At 63.0% G+C, this 23746-nt stretch carries 21 protein-coding genes and 1 pseudogene; 7 read left to right on the top strand and 15 right to left on the bottom strand.

Annotated elements, in window-relative coordinates:
* Positions 1-27 precede the first annotated feature (27 nt).
* From H2510_RS02710 to H2510_RS20680, 4 genes and pseudogenes are all read left to right on the top strand, one after another.
* Positions 28-1152 carry a sorbosone dehydrogenase family protein gene (locus H2510_RS02710; RefSeq protein ID WP_186626808.1) on the top strand — a complete coding sequence of 375 codons (1125 nt, stop codon included), beginning with the start codon at positions 28-30 and terminating at the stop codon, positions 1150-1152.
* Between the two features lie 170 nt (positions 1153-1322).
* A pseudogene (locus tag H2510_RS21175) lies at positions 1323-1487 on the top strand (PLDc N-terminal domain-containing protein); the annotation flags it as partial.
* Between the two features lie 376 nt (positions 1488-1863).
* Positions 1864-2172, top strand: coding sequence for a hypothetical protein (locus H2510_RS02720; RefSeq protein WP_186626809.1), 309 nt, complete (start codon positions 1864-1866; stop codon positions 2170-2172).
* Between the two features lie 398 nt (positions 2173-2570).
* Positions 2571-3194 (top strand): DUF6636 domain-containing protein, encoded by a 624-nt coding sequence (locus H2510_RS20680; protein ID WP_261392671.1) that lies wholly within the window; start codon positions 2571-2573, stop codon positions 3192-3194.
* A 102-nt stretch (positions 3195-3296) separates the two neighbouring features.
* On the opposite strand, the gene H2510_RS02730 is transcribed toward H2510_RS20680, so the two are convergent.
* From H2510_RS02730 to H2510_RS02750, 5 genes are all read right to left on the bottom strand, one after another.
* Complete coding sequence (locus H2510_RS02730) at positions 3297-4511, bottom strand: cation:proton antiporter (protein ID WP_088944491.1); 1215 nt, start codon at positions 4509-4511, stop codon at positions 3297-3299.
* A gap of 14 nt (positions 4512-4525) precedes the next feature.
* Positions 4526-6031, bottom strand: coding sequence for an Asp-tRNA(Asn)/Glu-tRNA(Gln) amidotransferase subunit GatB (gatB, locus tag H2510_RS02735; protein ID WP_088944490.1), 1506 nt, complete (start codon positions 6029-6031; stop codon positions 4526-4528).
* A 93-nt stretch (positions 6032-6124) separates the two neighbouring features.
* Positions 6125-7156 carry an ATP-dependent 6-phosphofructokinase gene (locus H2510_RS02740; protein WP_186627130.1) on the bottom strand — a complete coding sequence of 344 codons (1032 nt, stop codon included), beginning with the start codon at positions 7154-7156 and terminating at the stop codon, positions 6125-6127.
* Between the two features lie 83 nt (positions 7157-7239).
* Positions 7240-7902 carry a response regulator transcription factor gene (locus tag H2510_RS02745; protein WP_186626810.1) on the bottom strand — a complete coding sequence of 221 codons (663 nt, stop codon included), beginning with the start codon at positions 7900-7902 and terminating at the stop codon, positions 7240-7242.
* Between the two features lie 10 nt (positions 7903-7912).
* Entirely contained in the window at positions 7913-9034 is a 1122-nt protein-coding gene (locus H2510_RS02750; RefSeq protein WP_186627132.1) for a sensor histidine kinase, read from the bottom strand.
* Positions 9035-9315: 281 nt separating this feature from the next.
* Between H2510_RS02750 and H2510_RS02755 the strand changes: the two genes are divergently transcribed.
* A complete protein-coding gene (locus H2510_RS02755; protein ID WP_186626811.1) occupies positions 9316-9996 on the top strand; it encodes a phospholipase A2 in 681 nt (226 codons plus the stop codon).
* A complete protein-coding gene (locus tag H2510_RS02760) occupies positions 9993-11390 on the top strand; it encodes an alpha/beta-hydrolase family protein (RefSeq protein ID WP_186626812.1) in 1398 nt (465 codons plus the stop codon). The genes H2510_RS02755 and H2510_RS02760 overlap by 4 nt, the downstream gene beginning before the upstream one ends.
* Here H2510_RS02760 and H2510_RS02765 read toward each other — a convergent pair.
* Genes H2510_RS02765 through gatC form a run of 3 tightly spaced genes read right to left on the bottom strand, consistent with a single transcriptional unit; the run spans position 11387 to position 14368 of the window.
* Positions 11387-12592: an esterase family protein gene (locus tag H2510_RS02765; RefSeq protein WP_186626813.1), complete on the bottom strand. Its 1206-nt coding sequence runs from the start codon at positions 12590-12592 to the stop codon at positions 11387-11389. The two genes, H2510_RS02760 and H2510_RS02765, sit on opposite strands and share 4 nt — an antisense overlap.
* 7 nt (positions 12593-12599) lie before the next feature.
* Positions 12600-14072: an Asp-tRNA(Asn)/Glu-tRNA(Gln) amidotransferase subunit GatA gene (gatA, locus tag H2510_RS02770; protein WP_186626814.1), complete on the bottom strand. Its 1473-nt coding sequence runs from the start codon at positions 14070-14072 to the stop codon at positions 12600-12602.
* Positions 14069-14368, bottom strand: a complete 300-nt coding sequence (gene gatC, locus H2510_RS02775; protein WP_084348927.1) for an Asp-tRNA(Asn)/Glu-tRNA(Gln) amidotransferase subunit GatC — start codon at positions 14366-14368, stop codon at positions 14069-14071. The genes gatA and gatC overlap by 4 nt, the downstream gene beginning before the upstream one ends.
* Before the next feature lie 273 nt (positions 14369-14641).
* On the opposite strand from gatC, the gene H2510_RS02780 reads away from it, so the two are divergent.
* Complete coding sequence (locus H2510_RS02780) at positions 14642-15292, top strand: amino acid-binding protein (protein WP_186626815.1); 651 nt, start codon at positions 14642-14644, stop codon at positions 15290-15292.
* Between the two features lie 11 nt (positions 15293-15303).
* On the opposite strand, the gene ligA is transcribed toward H2510_RS02780, so the two are convergent.
* The 7 genes from ligA to H2510_RS02815 form a co-directional block, all read right to left on the bottom strand.
* Positions 15304-17403, bottom strand: a complete 2100-nt coding sequence (gene ligA, locus H2510_RS02785) for an NAD-dependent DNA ligase LigA (protein ID WP_315901237.1) — start codon at positions 17401-17403, stop codon at positions 15304-15306.
* 93 nt (positions 17404-17496) lie between these two features.
* A complete protein-coding gene (locus H2510_RS02790) occupies positions 17497-18516 on the bottom strand; it encodes a methionine synthase (RefSeq protein WP_186626817.1) in 1020 nt (339 codons plus the stop codon).
* Positions 18513-19604: a tRNA 2-thiouridine(34) synthase MnmA gene (mnmA, locus tag H2510_RS02795; protein ID WP_186626818.1), complete on the bottom strand. Its 1092-nt coding sequence runs from the start codon at positions 19602-19604 to the stop codon at positions 18513-18515. The genes H2510_RS02790 and mnmA overlap by 4 nt, the downstream gene beginning before the upstream one ends.
* Complete coding sequence (locus H2510_RS02800) at positions 19604-20842, bottom strand: cysteine desulfurase family protein (RefSeq protein WP_186626819.1); 1239 nt, start codon at positions 20840-20842, stop codon at positions 19604-19606. The genes mnmA and H2510_RS02800 overlap by 1 nt, the downstream gene beginning before the upstream one ends.
* A 65-nt stretch (positions 20843-20907) precedes the next feature.
* Positions 20908-21789, bottom strand: a complete 882-nt coding sequence (locus H2510_RS02805) for a lysophospholipid acyltransferase family protein (protein WP_315901185.1) — start codon at positions 21787-21789, stop codon at positions 20908-20910.
* Positions 21786-22607 (bottom strand): GNAT family N-acetyltransferase, encoded by an 822-nt coding sequence (locus H2510_RS02810; protein ID WP_186626820.1) that lies wholly within the window; start codon positions 22605-22607, stop codon positions 21786-21788. The genes H2510_RS02805 and H2510_RS02810 overlap by 4 nt, the downstream gene beginning before the upstream one ends.
* 160 nt (positions 22608-22767) lie before the next feature.
* Positions 22768-23724 (bottom strand): electron transfer flavoprotein subunit alpha/FixB family protein, encoded by a 957-nt coding sequence (locus H2510_RS02815; protein ID WP_186626821.1) that lies wholly within the window; start codon positions 23722-23724, stop codon positions 22768-22770.
* Positions 23725-23746 lie beyond the last annotated feature (22 nt).

Raw genomic sequence — 23746 nt, forward strand, 5'->3', positions numbered from 1 at the left:
CCTTCGCTTTTGAGTACCCTTCAGACGATGAGGCCGACCCGAACTGCAGCAGCCATCCTCGCGGTGACGGCAGTAATCGCGACGGGTTGCGCGCGTTTCGACGAATCGGCGTCGACACCCTTCAGCCCGGAACCGTCGTTCGGTGCCGCGGAGATAAACCCGGTGGATCCCGATGCACCCCCGACCTCGACGCAACCCGGCGGGCAGGCGCCGCCAGCGGGGCCTTGCGTGGACCCCGACCCCAACGTCGTCGCCACCTGCTTGGACTCGACGGGCGGTCTCGTGGTGTTGCCGGGCGGGATGTCCGCCTTGGTGGCCGAGCGTCGCACAGGACGCATCATGCAGGTAACTGCGGGGCAGTCTCCGATCCAGATCGCACAGATCGACGTCGATGCCCAAGGCGACGGAGGACTTCTCGACCTCGCCCTGTCCCCCACCTATACCGAAGACGGGCTGATCTACGCCTACATCACTACCGGTTCGGACAACCGCGTCGTACGAATCGCAGTCGGCGACACGCCCAAGGCGGTGCTCACCGGCATTCCCAAAGGGAGCCAAGGCAATCGCGGCGCCCTCGACTTCTACAGCCCGAACCAACTGCTCGTCTTGACCGGAGACGCCGGAAATCCTTCTGAGGCAACGAACCCCGCGTCGTTGGCCGGGAAGCTTCTACGTGTCGAGTCCCTCACACCGTCGCCGACGCAGCCCCCGCCTCAGGTCGCGCTCAGCGGAATCGGAACAGCAGGAGACGTGTGCCTGGATCCGACGGGCAGCATCTGGGTCACCGATCGCACAGCCGTCGAGGATCGACTGCAGCGCATCGATCCGCTCGGTACTGTGATCTCGCCGGTCTGGACGTGGCCCGACCGCCCCGGCGTCGCGGGATGCGCGGCCGGACCCGGAACCGTGGCGGTGTCACTGACCACTGCCCGCGCGATGGCAGTGCTCGCCACCGATCAGGACACCGGCTCGGTCACCGCGGCTCCGACACTGCTCGTTCAGGATCGATACGGCCAACTCAACGGCGCGGCAATGGCTCCGGACGGTCAGATCTGGGCCGGCACCGTCAACAAGAACGGCGACGCCCCCGGCCCCAACGACGACCGGGTAGTCAAGATTCCCATTCCGGCTGGTGGCGGCGGGTTCGACTAGCCCTCTTCCTGTGCGCGCTGCTCAACGCGGCAGTCCACATCGACCTACTCGTCGGAAGGAGTACGTCAGCGATGAATGACCACATCAATCCCACCTTGTCGCTGGCGTTCCATTTGGCCTGGACTGCAACAGTATTGGCTTGTTTTCTGCTTGCGTGAGTTGCGTGCGTATCGATACTTCGCACCGAGCATCCGCGCCGTGGCGGCAAGGTGTGGTGGCGCCTTTTCGTACTCGCAGTTCCCTTTTTCAGTGCGCTCCTGTGGTTCTGGGCCGGACCTCGGCATGACGGTGAACAAGACCCGCTCAGCGACAGCCCCAGATTCGTCCGGTTCTGAGGCAGCGCTTCGGTGAGACACCGAAAGAAGATCCCTAGCCGGACGGTGTCGACCACGAACCGGGTAACCTGGAGGGCAAGGTAATCCCGTGCCCGACGGCTTCGTCCGTCGGTTCCTCCGAGTGCACGGGACACAATCGATGCATCGCTTCACCGACCCAACACCCGTCGAATCAATGGTCGATGTCTTGATCGTTGACATCGACAACCTGGACATCGAAGACGGAGCAGCACCACCGCCAGTTGTCGGCCTCAAAGCCGCTTGGAAGTTAAGCTTTCGCAGCGTAGACGAGCCCTACGCCGAGCCTTTCCCTCGAAATCCGACTTGGGCACCTGAATGCCGGACTCTCAAATCCGGAGGGACTGTCGCGTATTGGATGAACGCCCCACAGGATCCTGATGAACTTCTGACCGGTGACATACGCGGCGTGCTGTCAGGAACACTGCTCGGAGGCTCAACTCCGAACGCAATACCGTTGACCATCGGTCTCGTCATCGGAATCAAGATCCGATCGCAGACATACCAGGAAGTCGAAGGCCAAGGCTGGGAGCCAATCGAGGGTTCGGACATTCTGCGGGCCGTGACGCGAAGTCCAAGGTGGTTCAACCGCGGTGAAATGCGCAGTGGGTACACCCATCGGATGGATGTCGGACTGGTATTGGATATCGCAGTTGACCGTCGATGAATGGAGGCCTCCGCAGACATTCTGTCGGGTGATCTGTGGCCAGTTGCCTGTCACGACATGTGCTTGGGAATTCCGTTGGGCAATTCCGGATTGGGGTGAAACTGCCACCGGTTTCCGGGCGTCGACCCGAACATCTTCTTTTGGATAGTTATGCGCCAATTCAGGTGTTTCGCCATCGTTCGTTGCCGAGACAGTGTCAGGTTAGACGTGTTGCAGGGCTACGGAAATTCCCAGTGCAGCCAGCCCTCGTCGATATTTGCAACAAATCGCGACAAGGGTTTCCATACTCGATCGATACCCGTACGGACGCAACGCGATCGAATCCGGAGAAATGCCACTGTGAATGGCGGATGCGCAGTCTTCGAAATGTGCACCGTTCCCGGGCTAGGGTTTCGTTCATGAACAAACTCGCGGACCAGCGGACACGACGGATTTCGTTGTGCAAGACCCGCGCGCACGTATCGATTGCTGCGGCGGTTGCCGCTGCCATCGCGATGCTCACCGGATGCACAGCCGCTGACGGTTCGAACGGGACGGACACGCCGATATCGACACCCGCACTGACGGTCACGACGAATCCTGAGCCCGTCGAGGCGACGAACACCAACGGCATTGACCCCAATAATGATGTGCTCGCGGTCGATCCGGCCTCGCTGTCCGCCGACGGATACGGAATAGCGTGGGTATCGCCGTCGGGCAACATCTGGTGCCGCATCTCCGAAGGAACCTATGGTTCCGGATGCCAAGCCCGCGATGCACCTGTTCCGGACGGAGCGAACTGCGTCAATCCCACCTTCACCGTCGAACAGTTGAGCAAGGGCTTCTTCCTGCATCCAGACAGCGTGGAGCCATCGTGCTTCAACCAGGGTGTATTCACTACCGAACACCCCACAGTCTTGGAGTACGGCCAGTCCGTTACTACCGGTGGATACACCTGCGTGTCCCGCCGGAGCGGCATGGGATGCACAACCGGCAACGGTCACGGCTTCGAACTGTCCACCGAATCAGCACCCTGGTTCTGACCGGCAGCAATCAGTGTCTACCAGCTCGGTAACAACGGCACGGCTGCCAAGCATCTCAAAACCTGGACCGCATGATCGTCGACACCGCCCGCGTCGATGGCTTCAGGAGGGTTCTCGGGGGTGCACCTCGTGGGCCGACTGGTCTAACTGCGGAGGGTCCGAGGCGAGGAGGGTTGCGATCATTGGGAGCGCCAACACTGTAATGGCGCCTGCCGCAACGAGTATCGAGGCACTGGCGGTGGACATCTCCCCCGCGTCGACCGCTACGCCGGTGACCGCGACGATGAGTGGGAGGCCGGTCGTCGCGTAGAGCGCGACGCGGAACTGCTCACGGGTGGTGAAATTCTCCTGTCGATCCAACCTGGTTGCGATGAATACCGGAACTCCCCGAATCAGGACGAGAAGAGCCAGAAACGCAAGGAGAATGCCAGGTTCCGCGAGCACCGCACCGATGTCGATCGACATTCCTGAGGTCACGAAGAAGACCGGGATCAGGAACCCGAATGCCAAGCCCTCGAGTTTGGTCTCGAGCTGTTCATCGCCGCTCGGGACGACCCGCCGCAGAATGAATCCGGCGGCGAAGGCACCGAGGATGATGTCGAGCCCGAAGATCGTCGCGATGGCGGTCAATGTGATGAGCAGCAGCATCGTCAGACGTACCGTCGTCTGCGCGGTGGTGCCTGCGCCTCGCCGAATCACCGCCAGTAGATCGGAGCCTTCGCGGAGCAACCGCGCCGGGATGAAACCGACGGCGACGGCTGCAGCGACGAACAGCGCGAGAATCAGGATCGACTTCACGTCACCACGTGAACCGAGCAAAACGGCCATCGCGATCACGGGACCGAGCTCGCCGATCGCTCCATGATTGATCACAGTGCGTCCAAGCGGTGTGTTCTGTAGACCACCGTCTTTGAGGATCGGCAGCAATGTCCCGAGAGCCGTCGAGGTCAATGCGATGGCCACCGCGATTTCCGCGGTGACCACACCCGATTGTCCGAGCAGAAATACCGCCCCGAATGCTGCGACGAGGCACACCAGCCACGTAGCCAGCGCTCGACGGCCCCCGCGCCCGGTGATTTCGGAGACGTCGATCTCGAAACCTGCGAGAAGAAACAGCATGCCGAGGCCGAGTTCGCGCAGTAAGTCCACTTCGGCGCCGTCGACGGCGAGGCCGAGTACGTTCGGGCCCACCAGCATTCCGAACACCAACAGAAGGACGACTTCCGGCAGTAATCGTCGCGGCACGAACCCTGCGACGAGCGGCGCCAGCACCGCGATCAGTGAGATCCAGAAGAGCGATGCACCCGCCGACGGCATGGGCCGACTCTAACTCAGCTGCAGGCTTGAAGTACCAGTTCCTTCACCCGAGCCGCATCGGCCTGGCCCCGAGTCGCTTTCATGACAGCGCCGACGATTGCACCAGCAGCCTGCACCTTGCCGCTGCGAATTTTGTCCGCGACACCGGGATTCGCTGCCAGAGCTTCGTCCACCGCTGCCTGAAGCTTCCCCTCGTCCTTCTCCATGACGAGGCCGCGGGCGGCCATGACTGCCGCAGGTTCACCTTCTCCGGCCAGAACACCGTCGACGATTTGACGAGCGCCGTTGTTGTTGACCTTGCCGTCTTCGACGAGCGCGGCAACCTCGGCCACCTGAGCGGGTGTGATCGCGAGTGCGCCCAATTCGATACCGGCGATGTTGGCCTGCTGGCTCAAGTAAGAGACCCACCACGAACGCGCGGCCTGCGGTGGCGCCCCGGCGTCGACGGTCGCAGCCACGAGTTCGAGTGCGCCGGAATTGACGAGGTCCCGCATCTCTTCGTCGGAGACACCCCAGTCGGCCTGGATCCTCGCTCGGCGCAACCACGGCAACTCCGGAAGTGTGCCGCGCAGTTCCTCGACCCACGCAGCATCCGGCGCGACGGGCGCCAAGTCCGGCTCCGGGAAATACCGGTAGTCCTCGGCAGTCTCCTTCTTGCGCCCCTTGGTCGTTGTTCCGTCCACCTCCTGGAAGTGACGAGTTTCCTGGGTGATCTCGCCACCAGCAACCAGCACGGCGGCCTGACGACGCATCTCGTAGCGAACCGCCACCTCCACGCTCTTGAGCGAGTTGACGTTCTTGGTCTCGGTGCGGGTGCCGAACTCGGTTGCAGTCTTCTCCATGAGCGATACGTTCGCATCGCACCGGAGCGAGCCCTGATCCATCCGGACGTCCGACACCTCGAGCGACTTCAGCAGATCGCGCAGCGCGGTCACGTACGCGCGAGCGACCTCTGGTGCACGGGCGCCGGTGCCGGTGATGGTCTTGGTGACGATTTCGACCAGCGGAACTCCGGCACGGTTGTAATCGAGCAGCGAGTGACTCGCCCCTTCGATCCGGCCGGTGGCGCCACCGACGTGAGTGGACTTTCCGGTGTCCTCTTCCATATGGGCACGCTCGATCTCGACGCGGAAGGTGCTGCCGTCGTCGAGCAACACGTCGAGGTAGCCCTCGGTCGCGATCGGCTCGTCGTACTGGGAGATCTGGTAGTTCTTCGGCTGATCGGGGTAGAAGTAGTTCTTGCGCGCAAATCTTCCCCACGGCGTGATCGAGCAGTTCAAGGCCAGCCCGATGCGAATCGCAGATTCCACGGCCGCCTCGTTCACGACGGGCAACGCACCCGGAAGACTCAGACACACCGGGCACACCTGAGTGTTCGGCTCGGCGCCGAACGCCGTCGGGCATCCGCAGAACATCTTGGTAGCTGTGCCCAACTCGACGTGGACCTCCATACCCAGTACGGGGTCGAAACGGGCGAGCACGTCGTCGTAATCGATCAGATCGACCATGGCAGCAGTCATGGACAGGAGTTTATGCGCTCGGAACATCGCACGAGTAACCACGGGTGCCCATCACGATCGGGCAGTGAGGTATGAACACGAACAGACGGTGCTCTATCCGAAGAACGCCGCGGCATCGATGTACCGACTCTCGGGCACTCGTTTGAGTTGCTTGACCGCCTCGGCAAGCGATACGAGACCGATTTCGGTGCCACGCGCGGACACCATCTGGCCGAAATCGCCTGCATGAGCAGCGTCGACAGCGTTGACCCCGAATCTTGTCGCCAGCACCCGGTCGTATGGAGTGGGTGTGCCGCCGCGCTGCACATGCCCCAGGACCGTGGTGCGCACTTCCTTGTTGATCCGACGCTCGATCTCCTGGCCCAGTTGGTGGGCAACACCGGTGAACTTGACGTGTCCGAACTCGTCGATGCCGCCGTCGAGCAACGACATAGTTCCTTCTTTCGGCTTGGCGCCCTCGGCGACGACGCAGATGAAATGCGAATCACCGCGCTGAAAGCGCTTACGAACCAAATCGCAGACCTCGTCGACATCGAAGGGATGCTCCGGGATCAGCGTCATGTGAGATCCCGACGCGAGACCTGCATGCAGCGCGATCCAACCGGCGTGACGGCCCATTACTTCCACGAGCATGACCCGCTGATGGGACTCCGCGGTGCTGTGTAGCCGGTCGATGGCATCGGTGGCGATCGTCAGAGCAGTGTCGAACCCGAATGTGACGTCGGTGCAGTCGATGTCATTGTCGATGGTCTTCGGCACCCCGACGACGGGTACGCCTTCCTCCGACAACCAGTGCGCGGCAGTCAAAGTGCCCTCACCACCGATCGGGATGAGGACATCGATTCCGTTGTCCTCGAGCGTTTCCTTGATTCTGTCGAGCCCGGCCCGAAGCACATCGGGATTGGTACGTGCTGTTCCGAGCATCGTGCCGCCCTTGGTCAGCAGCCGATCGTTCCGGTCGTCGTTGCGGAGTTGGACGCGCCGATTCTCGAGCAGGCCACGCCATCCGTCCTGAAATCCCACGACTGTCGATCCGTATCGCGCATCTGCGGTGCGCACCACAGCTCTGATCACCGCATTGAGACCTGGGCAATCACCACCGCCGGTCAGAACTCCGATGCGCATAGCGTTCTCGCCTCTCCTCGAATCCATACCGTCCACCGTAATCTTGCCGGTTCGTTTCCGCTTCGGCAGCACGATGGGCAACATCAGCCGGGTATGACGACTCCAGTTTCGTAGGCGAGCACGACTGCTTGGGCTCGATCGCGCAAGTGGAGTTTGCCGAGAACTTTGCCGACGTGCGTCTTGACGGTCTGCTCCGCCACGAAAAGCGCTTCGGCAATTTCGACATTGGACAGGCCCTGCGCGATCAGTTCGAGCACTTCGCGTTCGCGGGGTGTGAGGACGGCCAACTTCGCCGGCTGTGATCGCAGCGAACCACGCCTCTTGGTCACGTCCGCGATGAGTCGCCTCGTCACCGACGGCGCCAACAGAGCCTGACCGGCCGCGACGACGCGAACGCCGCGGATCAATTCCTCGGCAGGCGCATCCTTGAGCATGAATCCGCTCGCACCGATAGTTAGTGCCTCGTACACGTAATCGTCGATATCGAAGGTCGTCAACATAAGGACGCGCACCGGTGGGTCGTGCGAGCCGCGCAGGATCGCCCGGGCCGCCTCCAATCCGTTCATCTGCGGCATACGCACATCCATCAATACGACGTCGGGTCTCAGACGTTCGACTTCGGTGACCGCTGTAGCGCCGTTGTCTGCATCGCCGACGACGCTGATGTCGGGCTGCGCGGTTAGAAGCGCGCCGAATCCTTGCCGAACCATGGCCTGATCGTCGGCGATGAAAACGGTGATGGCCACAGGCGACACCCTATGCCGACCTGTCTGCCGCTGGAGTGACGCGTAGCGGCAACCGCGCGACTACTTCGAATCCGCCGTCGGGGAGAATCCTTGCATCCAGCCACCCCGAGGCGGCCATCGCGCGATCGCGCATACCGCGCACACCGTGTCCGCCGGTGCCCGATTCGATCACCGCAGGCCCTATGCCAGGTGCAGGTCCGTTGACGACCTCCATCGATACCGGGTCCTGGTCGTAGGCAAGCCGCACTCGAACTTCCGCCCCAGGGGCATGCCTGGCCACATTGGACAGCGATTCCTGCACGATGCGGTACAGCGCAAGACCTGCTGCATCCGACATGACCGCCGAGTCACCGGTCGATTTCCAGCTCAATCGGACCCCTGCGCGGAGGCTGCCTTCCAGCAGTGATTCGACGTCGGCCGCTCCGGGTTGCGGCGCATCCGCCGCTTGTTCCCCATCGCTTCGAAGTACCCCGAGCATTCCGCGTATTTCGTTGAGCGCCTCGCGTGCGGTGGCGCCGATCGCATCGAATTCAGCTGCAGCCGAGGGTGATACATCGTCGAGACGAAAAGGTGCGGTCTGGGCTTGAACGACGACCAGCGACATGTGGTGGGCAACCACGTCGTGCAGGTCGCGTGCGATCTTGGCTTTCTCTTCCAGCACTGTGCGCCGTGTCCGCTCGAGATCACTTACTTCCTCTTGCTTCGCCAGTTGTCGCCGCGAGAGGATCAGCCAGCGGATCAGCAGGCCGAAGATCGTAATCGCCGTCAGGCCCACCGCCCAGCCGATCCCGTCGGATCCGGGCATGTCGGCAACGAACAGCAACACCGTCGACACCCAGGCGACCGCCACGATCGGCACTGCACATCGCAAGCTCACCGCGAACAGGAGAGTCAGCAAAACGATGATGTGCACGACCTGCCAGGGATAGTCCCATCCCGGCTGCAGCGAGAACGCGACCGGGATGATCAATCCGGAGCCCGCCGAAACAGCCCACCCCAGTGCTGGATTCGTGCGGACCACGACAAACGGAAACGCAGCGAGCGCCGCGACGATCGGCATGATCGGGGCTGGAACCTGATGGGTGAGAGCGAGCGTCGGCCACGCCACCGCATAGAGAACGGCAGTGATCATCACGATCGCGATATCCACCAGTCGAATCGGACCGATATAGGAAACGACGCGCGCAACGGCGCCCGTCCGTGCGCCGTTCGTCCGGCGCGTTCTGAAGAGTATTTTTCTGCCCACAGGTGTGAACACTAGGAACCCTGACCCAAAAAGTCATCGTACTGAGGAGTGAGAAGACACCAACCCCTAGGTATCAGCGCAGCGTCGACATCCAGGTGTCGGTGTCGGGCAGAACCAGCACCGCAGGGCGAGGACACCTGGCACAACCCGTTCATAGCGTCCTGACCATGAAGCAAACGGCCGGAACGCCCAGCGAAACAAGACGAACGAACCACCTGGCAACGGTGGCGGCGGTGTGCGCAGCATTAGCTGCGACCGTGGCGTTCTCGGTACCCGAGGCGAGTGCCGACGCTCCATCCGGATCGACGGTGCGTACCGAAACCTCGATTGCCATCGAGGCACTGACCATGCATGACGCGTCCGACGCGGCATCGAAAGTGCCTCCCGACTTCGTCGGCGACTTCGGTTACTCCCCTACCATCGAACATGACTTGCTGGTGAATCCCACTGGAAGCTGCTCGTCGCCGATACCGCTGCCCGAGGAGTTCGAATCTTCCTGTGCAGCACATGATCTCGGCTACGATCTACTACGCCACGGCGCGATTCACGGCAACAGGCTTCCCGCCTCTGCGCGACGAAGTCTCGATTCGATGCTCGCGGCAGATATGCACGCCGCGTGTGCACAGCGGACCGAAGTTCTTTCTCGTGCAGTGTGCGACGGTATGGCCGAGGTTGCGGCTTCCTCGGTTCGTTTGAACTCATGGCGTCAGCACGACGGGACACCCATTCCGGAACCTGCACTACCGTTCCTGCTTGCCGGCACTGTCGTTACCGCATTGTCGGCCGCGGCGCTGGGTGCCTTGTCGCTCTACCCTTCTCGTCGCGCCCGCCAGGCAGTGTCATCATGACCACGTCCGTTCGCTTACGCCCCACTGCTGCACTTCAAACTGCGCCCGAGACCCGACTCGCCGTTCCTCGCGTCGCGACGTCGCTGATCGTCGGAGGCATGGTTGCAGCATCGCTTGCCCCGGGACTTCTGCCCAGGTCGTCGCTGACACAAGCACTGGTCACTGGAGCCCTAGCGGCCCTCGGCCTCGGTCTGTCGACTGGACTCCATCGCGTTCTTCGCCTACTGACGCCGCTCGCTCCGCGGCGTGTAGCCCGACGTGTGTCGGCTGCGGCAAGTGTTGTCGCGGTAGCTGTCGCAGGAGTTGCCGCCGCGCGGTGGCAAAGCTCCCTGCGCTCGTCCATGGGCATGCCTGCAGCAGGCCGGTTGCATTGGATCGAAGTACTGTGCGGTTCGGTCTCGGTCTCGGCGATTCTGATCGTGCTCTTTCTCGCGACCACTCGCGGATCTCTACGCCTGGGAAGAACGAGAGCCTTAGTCATGCTGACAGTCCTCCTGATCGGCTCCTACTTCATCGCGGTACCGATGACCTTCTCCAGCCTTGCCGAACGGTCCGCTGTAGCGAATTCGCTCGTCGACACTTCCCTGCCGATTCCGAAGTCGCCTTCTCGGTCCGGCAGTGCCGCATCGCTGATCACCTGGAACGATCTGGGCCGTGAAGGCCGCATTTTCGCTGCGGGCGGCACCGATCTTTCGACCGTACGCGCCTACATCGGGCTCCAAGAGTCGACCGACGCCGAAGCACGCGCCGAGTTGGCAGTACGCGAACTCGACCGCGCAGGTGGGTTCGACCGCTCACACATCGTCGTAGCTGTACCGACCGGTTCCGGGTGGATCGACGAAAATGCCGTGACCGGACTCGAAACACGGTTCGCCGGGGACGTCGCTACCGTCGTGGCCCAGTATTCACATGAACCCAGTTGGGCTACATTTCTTTTCGCACAACCGCTTGCCAAGGCGTCCGCGACGGCATTGCTCGAGGCGGTATCGCGCCGTATCGGCGAGGTACCGCTCGACGCGCGGCCGAACCTCTATCTCTACGGCCAAAGCCTCGGGGCAATCGGAGGCAGTTCGGCCGCAGCCGTACTCGAGGGAACTACTACGCCGACCACACTGTGTGGAGCACTGTGGGCAGGCCCACCTGCGCACGAGGTTATCCCCGGAAACGCGACAATGATGGCGAACACATCCGACCCGGTCATCTGGTGGTCCACCGAGCTCGTCGGATCGAAACCAGATCTGAGCTTCGCCCGTCGCGACGCACCGATACCGCAATGGATACCGGGCGTCAGCTTCGTCCAGACGACAGTGGACCTGTTCTCCGCACTCGGCGTGCCTGCTGGGCACGGCCACCGATACGGTACCGACCAGGGAACCTCGATGCCCGGATGCTAAGAGGTCAGCCCCATACGTGCTGCGAGCCAGTCCATTTCGGCTTCCAAAGCTGGTGCCCACACGTCCATCGAATGCCCACCGGGAAGCTCGCGGAGATGCGCGTCGACTCCGGCTACCTTCGCTGCGGCGAAGGTACGTTCGGTCTGCGGTCGAAATTCGGTATCGTCGGTCCCCACCACGAAGGCCCCGGCGCTGGAGCCGAAACAACGCTCGTCGAGAACCGTCAGCGGCGCCACGGAATCGAAGCGTCGCATCGATTCCTCACTGTTGTCGCCGAAAGCGGCCGCGATCGACTCCTCTCGCGTCCCTCGCCGCGGTTCGTCCTCACCCGAGATATCGAGAAACGTCGGATACACGGCCGGTGCGAGGACCGCGGTCTGCAACGCGCAGGTTCCACCGTAGGAGTAACCGCCTATCGCCCAATCCTGCGGATCGGATGCCACCTGAAGATGTCCACGCACCCACGTCGGCAGGTCGACGGACAGGTAGGTGAACGCGTTCCCGAGATCGGAATCCATGCACATGGGGTTGGCCTCGGTGTCACCGAGAGCGTCCGCCACCACCACGACCGGGGCGAGTCCGTTGTGGGCGGCAGCAAACGTGTCCATCGTGCGCGCGAGGTGGCCGCCGGCCAGCCAGTCGACTACATGTCCCGGCTGGCCGGTCAGCAGTACCAGGACCGGCAGATCGGCACGGGGGTCCGACAAGTAAGCGGGAGGGAAGTAGATCGACGCTGGGCGTGCGGAGAAACCCGATGCGGTGCCGGGAATATCCGCTTCGACGACATTGCCGTGATCGGGCAGGGCGTCGGACCGTCGCCACCCAATGGACTGTTGCCACGCATCCTCGAGTGGTCGGCTCTCGACCACCGAGGATGCCGGCGTCTCCAGCGCGGACAAGTCCGCCGCGACTACCGGTGGATGGCCCAGCGCCGCCGCCAGTGTGGGGTATTCGAAGGTGTGCACGTTCAATTGAGCTGCAGTAGCCACGACGACGAGGACTGCAGCAGCGAGTCCGGCCGCACCGATCGCAGTATCTCCGGTGCGAACGAAACCGCGCCCTCCGCGACCGAGTCGAACCCACAGCACGACCGCCACCACCGTCACGGCCGCTATCGCCGCGACCGTCGCGATCGAGACGAACTGACCCTCGATAGGTAGATGAACCACGTCCTGCGCGAAACCACGCGGCCAAGACCCCATGATCGCGCTACTTCAGCGGGCCGCGAGCAACCTCGTACGCCGCACCGATCCGGTATAGGCGATCGTCGGCGAATGCCGGTGCCATGATCTGCAAGCCGACAGGCAGCCCATCCTCGGCCGCCAGACCCGAAGGCACGGACATTGCACAGTGGCCGGCAAGGTTCGTCGGCAACGTGCACAGATCGTTGAGGTACATCGCGATCGGATCGTTCACCTTGTCCCCCAACGGGAACGCTGTCGTCGGCGTCGTCGGCGACAGCAGGACGTCCACCTTCTCGTAGGCGGCGTCGAAGTCGCGCGCAATGAGCGTGCGGACCTTGAGTGCCTGGCCGTAATACTCGTCGTAGTAGCCGGCGGACAACGCGTAGGTACCGATCATGATGCGACGCTTGACTTCTGCGCCGAATCCTTCGGCGCGCGTGATGGCCATGACCTGATCTGCACTGTTACTTCCGTCGTCACCTGCGCGGGCGCCGTAACGCATACCGTCGAAACGGGCGAGGTTCGAGGACACCTCGGAAGGCAGAATCAGGTAGTACGCGGCAAGGGCATGCACGAAATTGGGGCACGACACCTCGACCACCTCGGCACCGAGACCGGTCAACGTCGCAACGGCGGCATCGAACGAGGAGATGACACCGGATTGATAACTGTCGGAGTGCAATTCCTTCACGACGCCGACGCGAACACCGGAGAGGTCCCCTCGGGCACCTTCGCGTGCTGCCGCGACGACCGACGGCACGACGGTGTCGACCGAGGTGGAATCGCGTGGATCGTGCCCGGCGATGACCTCGTGCAGCAATGCGGTGTCCAGAACTGTGCGTCCGCAAGGGCCGCCCTGATCGAGCGAGGACGCGCAGGCGATGAGCCCGTAGCGAGACACCGTGCCGTACGTCGGCTTGGTGCCGACGGTGCCGGTAAGGGCAGCTGGCTGACGAATCGAACCGCCGGTATCGGTGCCGATGGCGAGCGGGGCTTGGTACGAGGCCAGTGCCGCCGCGCTTCCGCCTCCGGAGCCACCTGGGATACGTGTGGTGTCCCACGGGTTCTTGGTCGGCCCGTAGGCCGAGTTCTCGGTGGACGAGCCCATCGCGAATTCGTCCATGTTGGTCTTGCCCAACAGTGGGATCCCCGCGGCCCGAAGCTTGGAGGTGACCGTCGAATCGTAGGGAGAGATCCATCCCTCGAGGATTTTCGACGCAGCCGTCGTCGGCATGTCGGTCGTGGTGAAGACATCCTTGAGCGCAAGTGGCACCCCGGCGAGTGCGGATGCGGGTGCATCCCCGGCGGCGAGCGAAGCATCGACCTCTTTGGCGGACACCAAGGCACCGGCTCCGGCGACATGAAGGAATGCGTGGAACTCGCCGTCGACCTTGTCGATGCGGTCCAGGTGAGCCTGCGTCACCTCCACTGCCGAGACTTCACGAGAGTGAATACGCGACGCCAGTTCGGAGGCGTCGAGGGCGGTCAGATCGGTCATTCGTTCTCTCCCAGAATCTGCGGGACGGCGAACCGATTCCCCTCTGCGTTGGGCGCACTCGACAACGCTTGCTCGGGAGTAAGACCCGGCACGATCACGTCCGGTCGGGTCACGTTGGTGATAGCACTGGGATTGGCCGTCGGTGGGACGTCGTCCGCTGCAACCTCCGCGACCGTCTTCACGTAGTGAAGAATCGAATCCAGCTGGCCGGCGAACTCGTCCAGTTCGGCTTCGCTGAGAGCCAGCCGGGACAGCCGGGCGAGGTGAGCCACCTCGTCGCGGGAAATATCAGGCACCGCGTAGACCCCTTTCGTACATGTCGAGAGCAAGCCGCACAGGTACGCGACCGTGTGCAAGCGTAGTAGCTGACCATCCAGTCGCCGCATTCAGCGTTCACTCTCCGCGGTATATGTCGTCCTGGTTACACGCGGGGCTGCAGTTCGACCTCATATCCACGACAATGCAAGGATTGCGCGCGGCGCTGCGCAGACGCGGCGCATCGGGTCGGTTAAGTTCGGATAGCTGACGGCTCCGAACTCTTCCGCCACACGCCACCGAAAGGCTGCGACATGTCGTACCTGCTCCGCGTCAAACTGCCCGATCGACCAGGCAGTCTCGGTGCACTGGCAGTCGCGCTGGGTTCCGTCGGCGCGGACATCCTGTCCCTCGATGTGATCGAGCGGGGCGACGGCTACGCGGTGGACGACCTCGTCGTGGAAGTGGCGCCCGGTTCCCTGCCGGACACGTTGATCACGGCCTCGGAGAATGTGACCGGTGTCCGAGTCGACTCCATCAGGCCGTACACCGGAGTGCTGGACACACACCGTGAGCTAGAACTCATCGACCGCGTCGCAGCAGCGTCCGACGATCGACTTCAGGTACTGGTCGACGGCGCACCACGGGTACTGCGCGTCGGGTGGAGCGTCGTGGTAGCGACGAACAAGCACGGATCGTATCGAGTCGTCGGCAGTTCGGGCGCGCCCGAAACCCACGCCACCGAGATGCCGTGGATGCCGCTCACACGTCCGGCGAGCCTCGACGGCGACGCCGATTGGGTCCCCAAGGTGTGGCGAGATATGGACACGACTCTTGCTGCCGCGCCGCTGGGCTCGACTGGAACAGTATTGATGCTAGGACGCCCCGGCGGACCCGAGTTCAGGCCGTCGGAAGTAGCCCGCCTCGGATATTTGGCCGGCATCGTCGCCACTGTTCTGAACTAGATCGGTCCGTCTTACTCCGGTTCGGCCGGCCGGACGGCATCGGGCCCCTCGGTGAGCAGCGTCGTGAACCCCGCTTCGTCCAACACCGGCACTCCCAATTCAACGGCTTTGTCGTGTTTGGTCCCCGGCGACTCTCCGACAACGACGAATGCAGTCTTCTTCGACACCGAGCCGGCCGCCTTGCCACCGCGAACGAGGATCGCTTCCTTTGCCTCGTCGCGCGAGTACTTCTCGAGCGATCCGGTCACGACGATCGAGAGTCCTTCGAGGTTGCGCACTATCGAGGAGTCTCGTTCGTCTTCCATCCGCACACCCGCCGCACGCCATTTGTCGACGATCTCGCGATGCCAGGGCACCGAGAACCATTCCGACACCGCCGTCGCGATCGTGTTGCCGACGCCATCGACAGCGGCCAATTCTTCTTGGGAGGCGGCCTCTATTCGGTCGAGGCTGCCGAACTCACCGGCGAGCGCTCGTGCGGCCGACGGGCCTACGTGTCGGATCGAGAGGCTGACCAGTACCCGCCACAGCGGACGATCTTTCGCGGAGTCGAGATTGTCCAACAGCCTGCGCCCATTGGCGGACAACAGGCCCGCCTTGGTTCGGAAGATCGAGGTCTTCAACAGGTCCTCTTCCGTCAACGAGAAGATGTCTCCCTCGTCGAGAACCACCTCCGCCGCGAGCAAATCTGTCGCGGCCTCGTATCCCAGACCTTCGATGTCGAAACGGCCACGCTCGGCGACGAAGAACAACCGTTCGCGTCGTTGGCCGGGGCAGAACTGAGAGTTGGGACACCGAAGATCGGCATCACCCTCTTTGGCGGGCGCGAGAAGCGTGCCGCACTCGGGGCAGTGTGTCGGCATGACGAACTCGGTTTCGTCACCGGTGCGAGCATCGACCACGGGGCCGAGCACCTCGGGAATGACCTCGCCCGCCTTACGGATCACGACGGTATCCCCGATCAAGATGCCTTTGCGCTTGACCTCGGAACCGTTGTGCAAGGTCGCCAACGACACGGTCGATCCGGCGACCAGCACCGGTTTCATGTAGGCGAACGGAGTGACCCGGCCGGTTCGGCCGACGCTCACCCTGATGTCGAGGAGCGTCGTGGTGACCTCCTCGGGCGGATACTTGAACGCAATCGCCCATCTCGGCGCACGTGAAGTAGTACCGAGTCGGCGGTGCAGACCCATGTCGTCGATCTTGACGACGAGCCCGTCGACTTCGTGTTCGACATCGTGCCGGTGCTCGTCCCAGTAGGCCACTCTCTCCACGACAGCTTCGATCCCCTGAACGCGTGTCGTATGAATGGAGACGGGCAACCCCCATGCCTTCAAAGCTTCGTACGCGTGCAATTGCGAATCGGGTGAGAAGCCTTCCATTTTTCCGAGGCCGTGGCAGATCATCCCCAGCCGACGCTTGGAAGTGATGGCCGGATTCTTCTGCCGCAATGAGCCGGCAGCGGAATTCCGAGGATTGGCGAAGGGCGGCTTACCTTCTTCGACCAGCGATGCATTGAGTGCCCGGAAATCCTCGAGACGAAAGAAGACTTCGCCGCGGACCTCGAGGAACGCCGGGACCGGGTGGTCCGCGGTGGCCACGAGAATCTCCGGTATGTCCTCGATCGTTCGAGCATTGAGGGTGACGTCCTCACCGGTACGACCATCACCTCGGGTGGCGCCGCGAACCAACTTTCCGTTTTCGTAGACCAGATCGAGTGCAACACCGTCGATCTTCACTTCGGTCAGGTAGTGCAGATCAGCACCGGCCTCGGCCTCGACTCGTTTTGCCCAGGTACGAAGCTCGTCGTAGTCGAATACGTTGTCCAGACTCAACATTCGCTCGGGATGATCGACTGCAGTGAAGTCGGTGGCGAATCCTCCACCGACCAGTTGCGTCGGCGAATCGGGGGTCCGAAGATCTGGATGCGCTTGTTCGAGTTCGGTCAGTTCTCGCAGCAGAACATCGAACTCACCGTCGGCGATGATCGGCGAATCGCGAACGTAGTATCGAAACTGGTGGCCGCGAACTTCCTCGGCCAAGGCCTGCCACCGTTCACGATCGGCGCCCGAGGCCGGAGTACCCGCCGACTCCCCCGACGGATTGTCGATCGAACGCTCGGCAGCAGAACGCGGTACAGCAGTCGTTTCGTCCACCCTGGAAGATTAACGGACCCGACCGACACCGATGACGCACCGAAAGCGTTACAGGGAGTCGGGCGCATCCTGAAAGGCGTCTGCGACGTCCTTCGCCAGAGCCAGTGCCGTGCGAGCCCAGTCGGGCGTCGCCTCCGCCAGACCGCACGCAGGCACCACGGAGATCTGTGTCGCGAGCACGGACCGCGGGAATCCGAGCCGGTCGACGAGCGTCACCGCAGGTGTCGCCACCTCACGCCACTTCGGCGTCCGATCCGGGGCGACACCGGGTACCAATCCCAACATCAGCGTCTTTCCCGCCTGCAGAAACTCACCCACAGCATCGAGATCGCGTGATCGCAGCAAGGAGACGTCGATTGCCGCAGCCTGCGCGGCACTGCGACGAATCAACTCGAGCGGAGCGGCAGGAGCGCAACAGTGGACGGCAACCGGGAGGCCGATACCAGCGATGACGGTGTCGAGCAGATCCAGCGCGTCGGGCTCGGGCATGGCGCGCACCGAATCCAGCATCGTCACTCCACTCAGTGAACCTTCCAGCACCGCAGGCAGACTCGGTTCGTCGAGTTGGACGACTACCTCTACGCCGAGGCGCGCGGATATCTCCGCACAGTGTTGCCGGACACCCTCTGCCAGCGATCCGGCGAAGTCGCGCACCGCGCCACGGTCGGTCAGCACGCGATGGGCCGACCGAAGCTCCACCTGCGCAGCCATGGTGAACGGGCCGGCGACCTGAATTTTCAACCGGCGGTCAGAGGACGCGAAACCGCCCGTCTCCCAAAGCTCTTCTAGAACATCGAGATCCTCGCGCAGTAGGTCCGCAGCACGCCGTCCGGTGAGCGACTTACGCTGAGCGACACGGTAACCCGAGGTTCGGACATCCAGTTCGATGTCCGCCATGATGGCACCCGTACGACCGATCATGTCGGCCCCGATGCCACGGGCGGGAAGTTCTACGAGATGCGGCAGAACCGGCAACTCCCCGAGGACGACGGCGCAGGCCTCACGAACGTCGACGCCAGGCCACGATCCGATACCGGTCGAGAGGGAGCTGAAAACGCCCGCGGTCACACGTTCTCGGAACGAGTGCCGGATATCGTGGAGCTCCCGATTACGATGTCTCCCTCCATATCCCGGCGATACAGAACGGCAGCCTGTCCCCGTGCAACGCCAGTGAGCGGTGCACGAAGAGTGATGTCCATGCCTCCGTCGGCGGTGGCCTCGGCTACAGCGTCGGTCAACCCGCCGTGCGCGCGAACTTGCACGACGCACTCGATCGGCCCGATCGGCGCGGTTCCCTGTGTCCACACTGCGCGCTCACCGGTGATAGCCCACACATCCAGACGCGTCGCCGAACCTACGATCACGTTGCCACTCTCGGCTTCGATCGCCGTCACGTAGCGCGGCTTCCCGTCTGCTGCAGGTCCCTCGACACCCAGGCCTTTGCGCTGACCGATGGTGAATCCATGTATTCCGTCGTGGTCGGCCAGTTCGGCGCCTGTGTCGGCGTCGACGACCTTGCCCGGCCTGATTCCGATCGTGGCACCGAGGAATGCTCGTGTGTCACCTGACGGAATGAAGCAGATGTCGTGGCTGTCCGGCTTGTCGGCGACAGCGAGTCCCCGCTCGGCCGCTTCGGCGCGGATCTCCGACTTCGGTGTGTCACCGATCGGGAACATCGCGCGAGAGAGTTGGCTCTCGGTGAGAACGGCAAGTACGTACGACTGGTCCTTGTCGGCATCGACCGCTCGGCGCAGGACACCATTGTGCAGTTGCGCGTAGTGACCCGTTGCGACGGCGTCGAAGCCGAGCGCCAGTGCGCGGTCGGCCAGCGCGGAGAACTTGATCTTCTCGTTGCAGCGCAAGCACGGATTAGGCGTCTCGCCCGCGGCATAGGATTCGATGAAATCGTCGATGACGTCTTCTTTGAAGCGGTCGGCGAAATCCCAGACGTAGAACGGGATACCGAGGACGTCTGCAGCGCGGCGTGCGTCACCGGCGTCTTCCTTCGAGCAGCACCCACGTGAGCCTGTGCGAAGCGTCCCGGGCTCGCTGGACAACGCCAGATGTACTCCGACGACATCATGTCCCTCGTCGACGGCCCGAGCCGCCGCGACCGCCGAATCGACTCCGCCACTCATTGCTGCCAAAACACGCATCAGCGATGTCCTCCCCGAGCTCCTACGCTCGCAAGTCCCGCAGCGCGGGCACGTTCGATTACCTGAGGCAGCGCCGCCAGGAGGGCGTCGATGTCACTGTCGGAAGAACCGGCTCCCAACGAGAACCGCAACGACCCTCGCGCGGTCGACGGGTCCGCGCCCATCGCTATCAACACATGACTGGCGCTTGCAACGCCTGCCGTGCAGGCAGACCCCGTCGAGCATTCGATCCCGGCGGCGTCGAGCAACATCAACAGCGAATCGCCCTCGCAACCAGGGAAAGTGAAATGTGCGATGCCAGCCAGGCCACCTTCGCCTACGGCGCCGTTGACGATCACCTCGGGATCGATCGCTCGGACCCCGACGATCATACGATCGCGCAAACGGGACAGCGCTTCGTGCTGCTGCTCACGATTGTCGACAGCCTCCCTCAGCGCTGCCGCCATGGCAACGATGGAGGCTGTGTCGTGGGTGCCCGATCGAACGTCACGTTCGTGGCCGCCACCGTGCAGCAGCGGAACGCAGGGGACGGTCCGTCCGAGTAGCAATGCTCCGACGCCCTGCGGGCCACCGAATTTATGGGCCGCGATACTGAGCGCGGACAGCCCGCTGGCAGCGAAGTCGACCTGCAGATGTGGAACTGCCTGAATGGCGTCACTGTGCATCGGCACATCGAATTCGCGAGCAACACTCGCGAGAGCTCGGATCGGCATGATGGTGCCGACTTCGTTGTTCGCCCACATGACGGTGACCAGCGCAGTCTCGCTCGCGCTTACGTCGAGTTCAGCGCGTAGTACGTCGGGATGCACGTACCCCGACTCGTCGACCGGTAGCCACGTCACCTGAGCGCCTTCGTGCGCGACGAGCCATTCCACTGCGTCGAGCACGGCGTGGTGCTCCACGGATGCGGCGATGATCCTGGTCCGACGGGAGTCTTCGTCGCGTCGGGCTGTGAAGATTCCCTTCACGGCGAGGTTGTCGCTTTCGGTGCCACCTGAGGTGAAGATCACTTCTGAAGGCCGCGCGCCGAGGTCTGCAGCGATCGATTCGCGCGACTCCTCGACACGGCGTCGGGCCGCACGACCCGAACCGTGTAGGGACGACGCGTTGCCGACTGTCGAGAAAGCAGCAGTCATCGCCTCGATCGCGGCGGCGGACATCGGTGTCGTCGCTGCGTGATCGAGGTAGACGGGAGGACTCGTCGAGTTGATAGCAGCCGAACTGCGGGCAGAGGGCATAACGATTACCAGGATAGCGGGTCATCGCCGTTGCCCTTCGCACGCGATACCGGGACCGGAGTGCGTCAACTGCGCGTGGGCGTGGCCTTCGGATCGATGCCCGCGCGCTCGATTATCGGATGTAGACGCCGGTCGTGCACGTCATCGGCCCTGACCGAGTCCTCACATCGACGCGCGAGATCGCGTCGATCGTTTCCCGGGGCCTGCGGGGCGAGTAGTGCGACCTCCGCCACTATGCCCTTCAACCGGAAAATACGTCCGATCGATCTACCGATGGTCTCGTCCCCGACGAAGCACGTCGACGTCGTCGTCTGATCGCGAAAGGTGTCGACATATCGCAGACGAACCGGCTGCACCCAGGTCTCGGTATCGATCGCGGCCTGGAACATGGCGGGCCGGAACGATCCGTATGCAAGTCCACACCACGTCGTTCCCTCGGGAAACACGATGACCGAGCCACCGTCACGCAGCGTGGCCGATACCTGATCGACTGTCCCGGGAAGTGCGCGAAGCTTGCCTCGATCGATGGGAATCACCTTCATCGACCGCGCCAGGAGTCCGAGGACGGGCCAGTCGACCAGATCTCCCCGAGCGACGAATCTGGCGGGGCGAATCGCGGTCAACACCAGGATGTCGGCCCAGGAGACGTGGCCGGCTACCACCAGCGAACCGTTCCGAGTGCGCGAGGCCTCACGGTCGGATCGAAGATCCTCCACCCGGAGACCGATGCCGACCGCCGCCAACAACAACCTGGCGCCGATTGTCGCCGCTCCGCTACGAACACGCGGCCAGAACAGACCGATCAGGATCAGCAGCGGCACCAATCCGATGGCGAACAACGCCGATGCGGTCCGCACCACCACTCCGATCCGCCGGATGGATTCCGAGTTGCGCGGAATGCATCGGTCTCCGCACGGACTCGACGGCATCCAGGAGTGCTCGCTCACGCGCTCGACTTCCTCTCGAACGTTTCCGCAGCGCTACGAAGCCGGTCCAGGTAGCGCGTATTCGCTTGCTGCAGACCGAGGAGCGCAACGAAATCGGCAACTGCGAATGCCGGATCATGAGCGGGTTCCCCGCATACCGTGGCACCGAGCCTCAGATAGCCCTTCAGCAGCGGCGGAATCGCAATCCGGGCAGGACTGACTATGTCGTCGAGCGATCTTCCGTCGACGACGACAGGGTTGTACGGCACAGCCCGCCGATCGAGGGGGGATCCATGTCGATCGAGGAGGAGATCACGCACCCCACGAACGTTCGCGCCGGGCAGTTCCGTATCCCCGCACTGCATAGGTACCGACACGCAACCCATCACCGACTGCAGCCCGGTGACCTCGAGATAATGCAGAATTCCGGCCCACATCAAACCCAGAACGGATCCCGATCTGTGGTCGGGATGTACGACGGCTCGGCCCATTTCGACGACCCTGGCACCCATCGGATCCAGCGCGGTGATGTCGAACTCGGTCTCGGTGTAGTAGCCACCGGCCCGGATTGCGGCGTCGGGAGGGAGCATTCGGTAACACCCGACGAAGGAGTCGCTCAGATTGTCGCGAACGAGTAGGTGGTCGCAGTATTCATCGAATCGATCGACATCGCGTCCATCGGAATCACTCGGCATTCGAAAGCCCGGTTCGGCCGCGAACACGTCATAGCGAAGGCGCTGTGCGGCTTCGCGGTGGTCTTTGTCGGTTTCCATCACCACCGTGTAGCGGTCGGTGAACGGAGCGGTCGAGAGGTGCGAAGTCATGACTGAGGTGGCCATGATGCTGTGTCTAACGACTCGGTGCGGCGTCAACGCATCCAGCGGGTGACGCGTCCAAAGCCGTCGTGTGAACTGCTTATTCTGCGAACTGGTGGTCACAGAAGAATGTCCCCGCAGTCGCGAGGACGGCGGGGACATTCTTCGAGAATTACAGAGCCTGTCAGCCCTTGTGCTTCTTCACTGCATCCTTGAGTTGCGGTGCAACGTTGAACAGGTCGCCCACGATGCCGTAGTCGGCAATCTCGAAGATCGGCGCCTCTTCGTCCTTGTTGATCGCGACGATCGTCTTCGAAGTCTGCATGCCCGCGCGGTGCTGGATGGCACCGGAAATTCCGAGAGCAATGTAGAGCTGCGGTGAGACGGTCTTGCCTGTCTGCCCGACCTGGAACTGGCCCGGGTAGTAGCCGGAGTCGACCGCTGCGCGCGATGCGCCGACGGCGGCACCGAGCGAATCGGCCAGTTCTTCGATGACGCTGAACTTGTCTGCGCTACCGACGCCACGGCCACCGGAGACAACGACCTTCGCCTCAGTGAGTTCCGGACGGTCGCCACCGACGATCGGGTCACGCGAGGTGACCTTGGTCACGCCCTCTTCCTGGGCTGGGACCTCGACGGTCTCGCGGGTGCCCGCGCCGGCCTTCGGCTCGGCTTCGATTGCACCGGGGCGAACCGAGATGACGGGAACGTCGCCGTTGGCCTTGGCCTCGACGGTGAACGCGCCACCGAAGATGGAGTACACGGCGCTGCCGTCACCGTTCACGGTGACGACGTCGGAGTGCAGCCCGGATCCCAGGCGCGCAGCCAGACGGCCTGCAACCTCTTTGCCCTCGGCACTGGCCGCAGTGATGATCGCTGCCGGGCTCACGGACTCCGCGAGGCTCGACAGAACATCGATCTTCGGTGTGAGAAGGAAGCCGTCGATGTCCTCGGACTCGGCGGCGTAGATCTTCTCGGCGCCGGCCTCTGTCAGCGCGTCGGCCAGCTTGTCGGTAGTGCCGGCCGGACCGGTTACGACTGCCGACGGCTCACCCAGTGCGCGTGCAGCGGTGATGAGCTCGAGACTGACCTTCTTGAGCGTTCCCTCTGCGTGCTCGACGAGCACAAGTACTTCTGCCATTTCTTGCTCTCCTCTTGTGGTC

The sequence above is a fragment of the Rhodococcus sp. BP22 genome (assembly GCF_014281965.1).
Lineage (GTDB): Bacteria > Actinomycetota > Actinomycetes > Mycobacteriales > Mycobacteriaceae > Rhodococcoides.

Excerpts from the sequence above, each read along its gene's own strand:
- H2510_RS02730 (WP_088944491.1), bottom strand. The coding sequence starts at position 4,511 with ATGCCGTCGGCGGGTGCATCGCTCTTCTGGATCTCACTGATCGCGGTG.
- H2510_RS02800 (WP_186626819.1), bottom strand. The coding sequence starts at position 20,842 with ATGCCCTCTGCCCGCAGTTCGGCTGCTATCAACTCGACGAGTCCTCCC.
- mnmA (WP_186626818.1), bottom strand. The coding sequence starts at position 19,604 with ATGCGTGTTTTGGCAGCAATGAGTGGCGGAGTCGATTCGGCGGTCGCG.
- H2510_RS02810 (WP_186626820.1), bottom strand. The coding sequence starts at position 22,607 with ATGGCCACCTCAGTCATGACTTCGCACCTCTCGACCGCTCCGTTCACC.
- H2510_RS02815 (WP_186626821.1), bottom strand. The coding sequence starts at position 23,724 with ATGGCAGAAGTACTTGTGCTCGTCGAGCACGCAGAGGGAACGCTCAAG.
- H2510_RS02765 (WP_186626813.1), bottom strand. The coding sequence starts at position 12,592 with ATGGGGTCTTGGCCGCGTGGTTTCGCGCAGGACGTGGTTCATCTACCT.
- H2510_RS02740 (WP_186627130.1), bottom strand. The coding sequence starts at position 7,156 with ATGCGCATCGGAGTTCTGACCGGCGGTGGTGATTGCCCAGGTCTCAAT.
- H2510_RS02720 (WP_186626809.1), top strand. The coding sequence starts at position 1,864 with ATGAACGCCCCACAGGATCCTGATGAACTTCTGACCGGTGACATACGC.
- H2510_RS20680 (WP_261392671.1), top strand. The coding sequence starts at position 2,571 with ATGAACAAACTCGCGGACCAGCGGACACGACGGATTTCGTTGTGCAAG.
- gatA (WP_186626814.1), bottom strand. The coding sequence starts at position 14,072 with ATGACCGATCTGACCGCCCTCGACGCCTCCGAACTGGCGTCGCGTATT.
- H2510_RS02755 (WP_186626811.1), top strand. The coding sequence starts at position 9,316 with ATGAAGCAAACGGCCGGAACGCCCAGCGAAACAAGACGAACGAACCAC.
- H2510_RS02760 (WP_186626812.1), top strand. The coding sequence starts at position 9,993 with ATGACCACGTCCGTTCGCTTACGCCCCACTGCTGCACTTCAAACTGCG.
- H2510_RS02750 (WP_186627132.1), bottom strand. The coding sequence starts at position 9,034 with ATGATCACTGCCGTTCTCTATGCGGTGGCGTGGCCGACGCTCGCTCTC.
- H2510_RS02710 (WP_186626808.1), top strand. The coding sequence starts at position 28 with ATGAGGCCGACCCGAACTGCAGCAGCCATCCTCGCGGTGACGGCAGTA.
- gatB (WP_088944490.1), bottom strand. The coding sequence starts at position 6,031 with ATGACTGCTGCCATGGTCGATCTGATCGATTACGACGACGTGCTCGCC.
- H2510_RS02780 (WP_186626815.1), top strand. The coding sequence starts at position 14,642 with ATGTCGTACCTGCTCCGCGTCAAACTGCCCGATCGACCAGGCAGTCTC.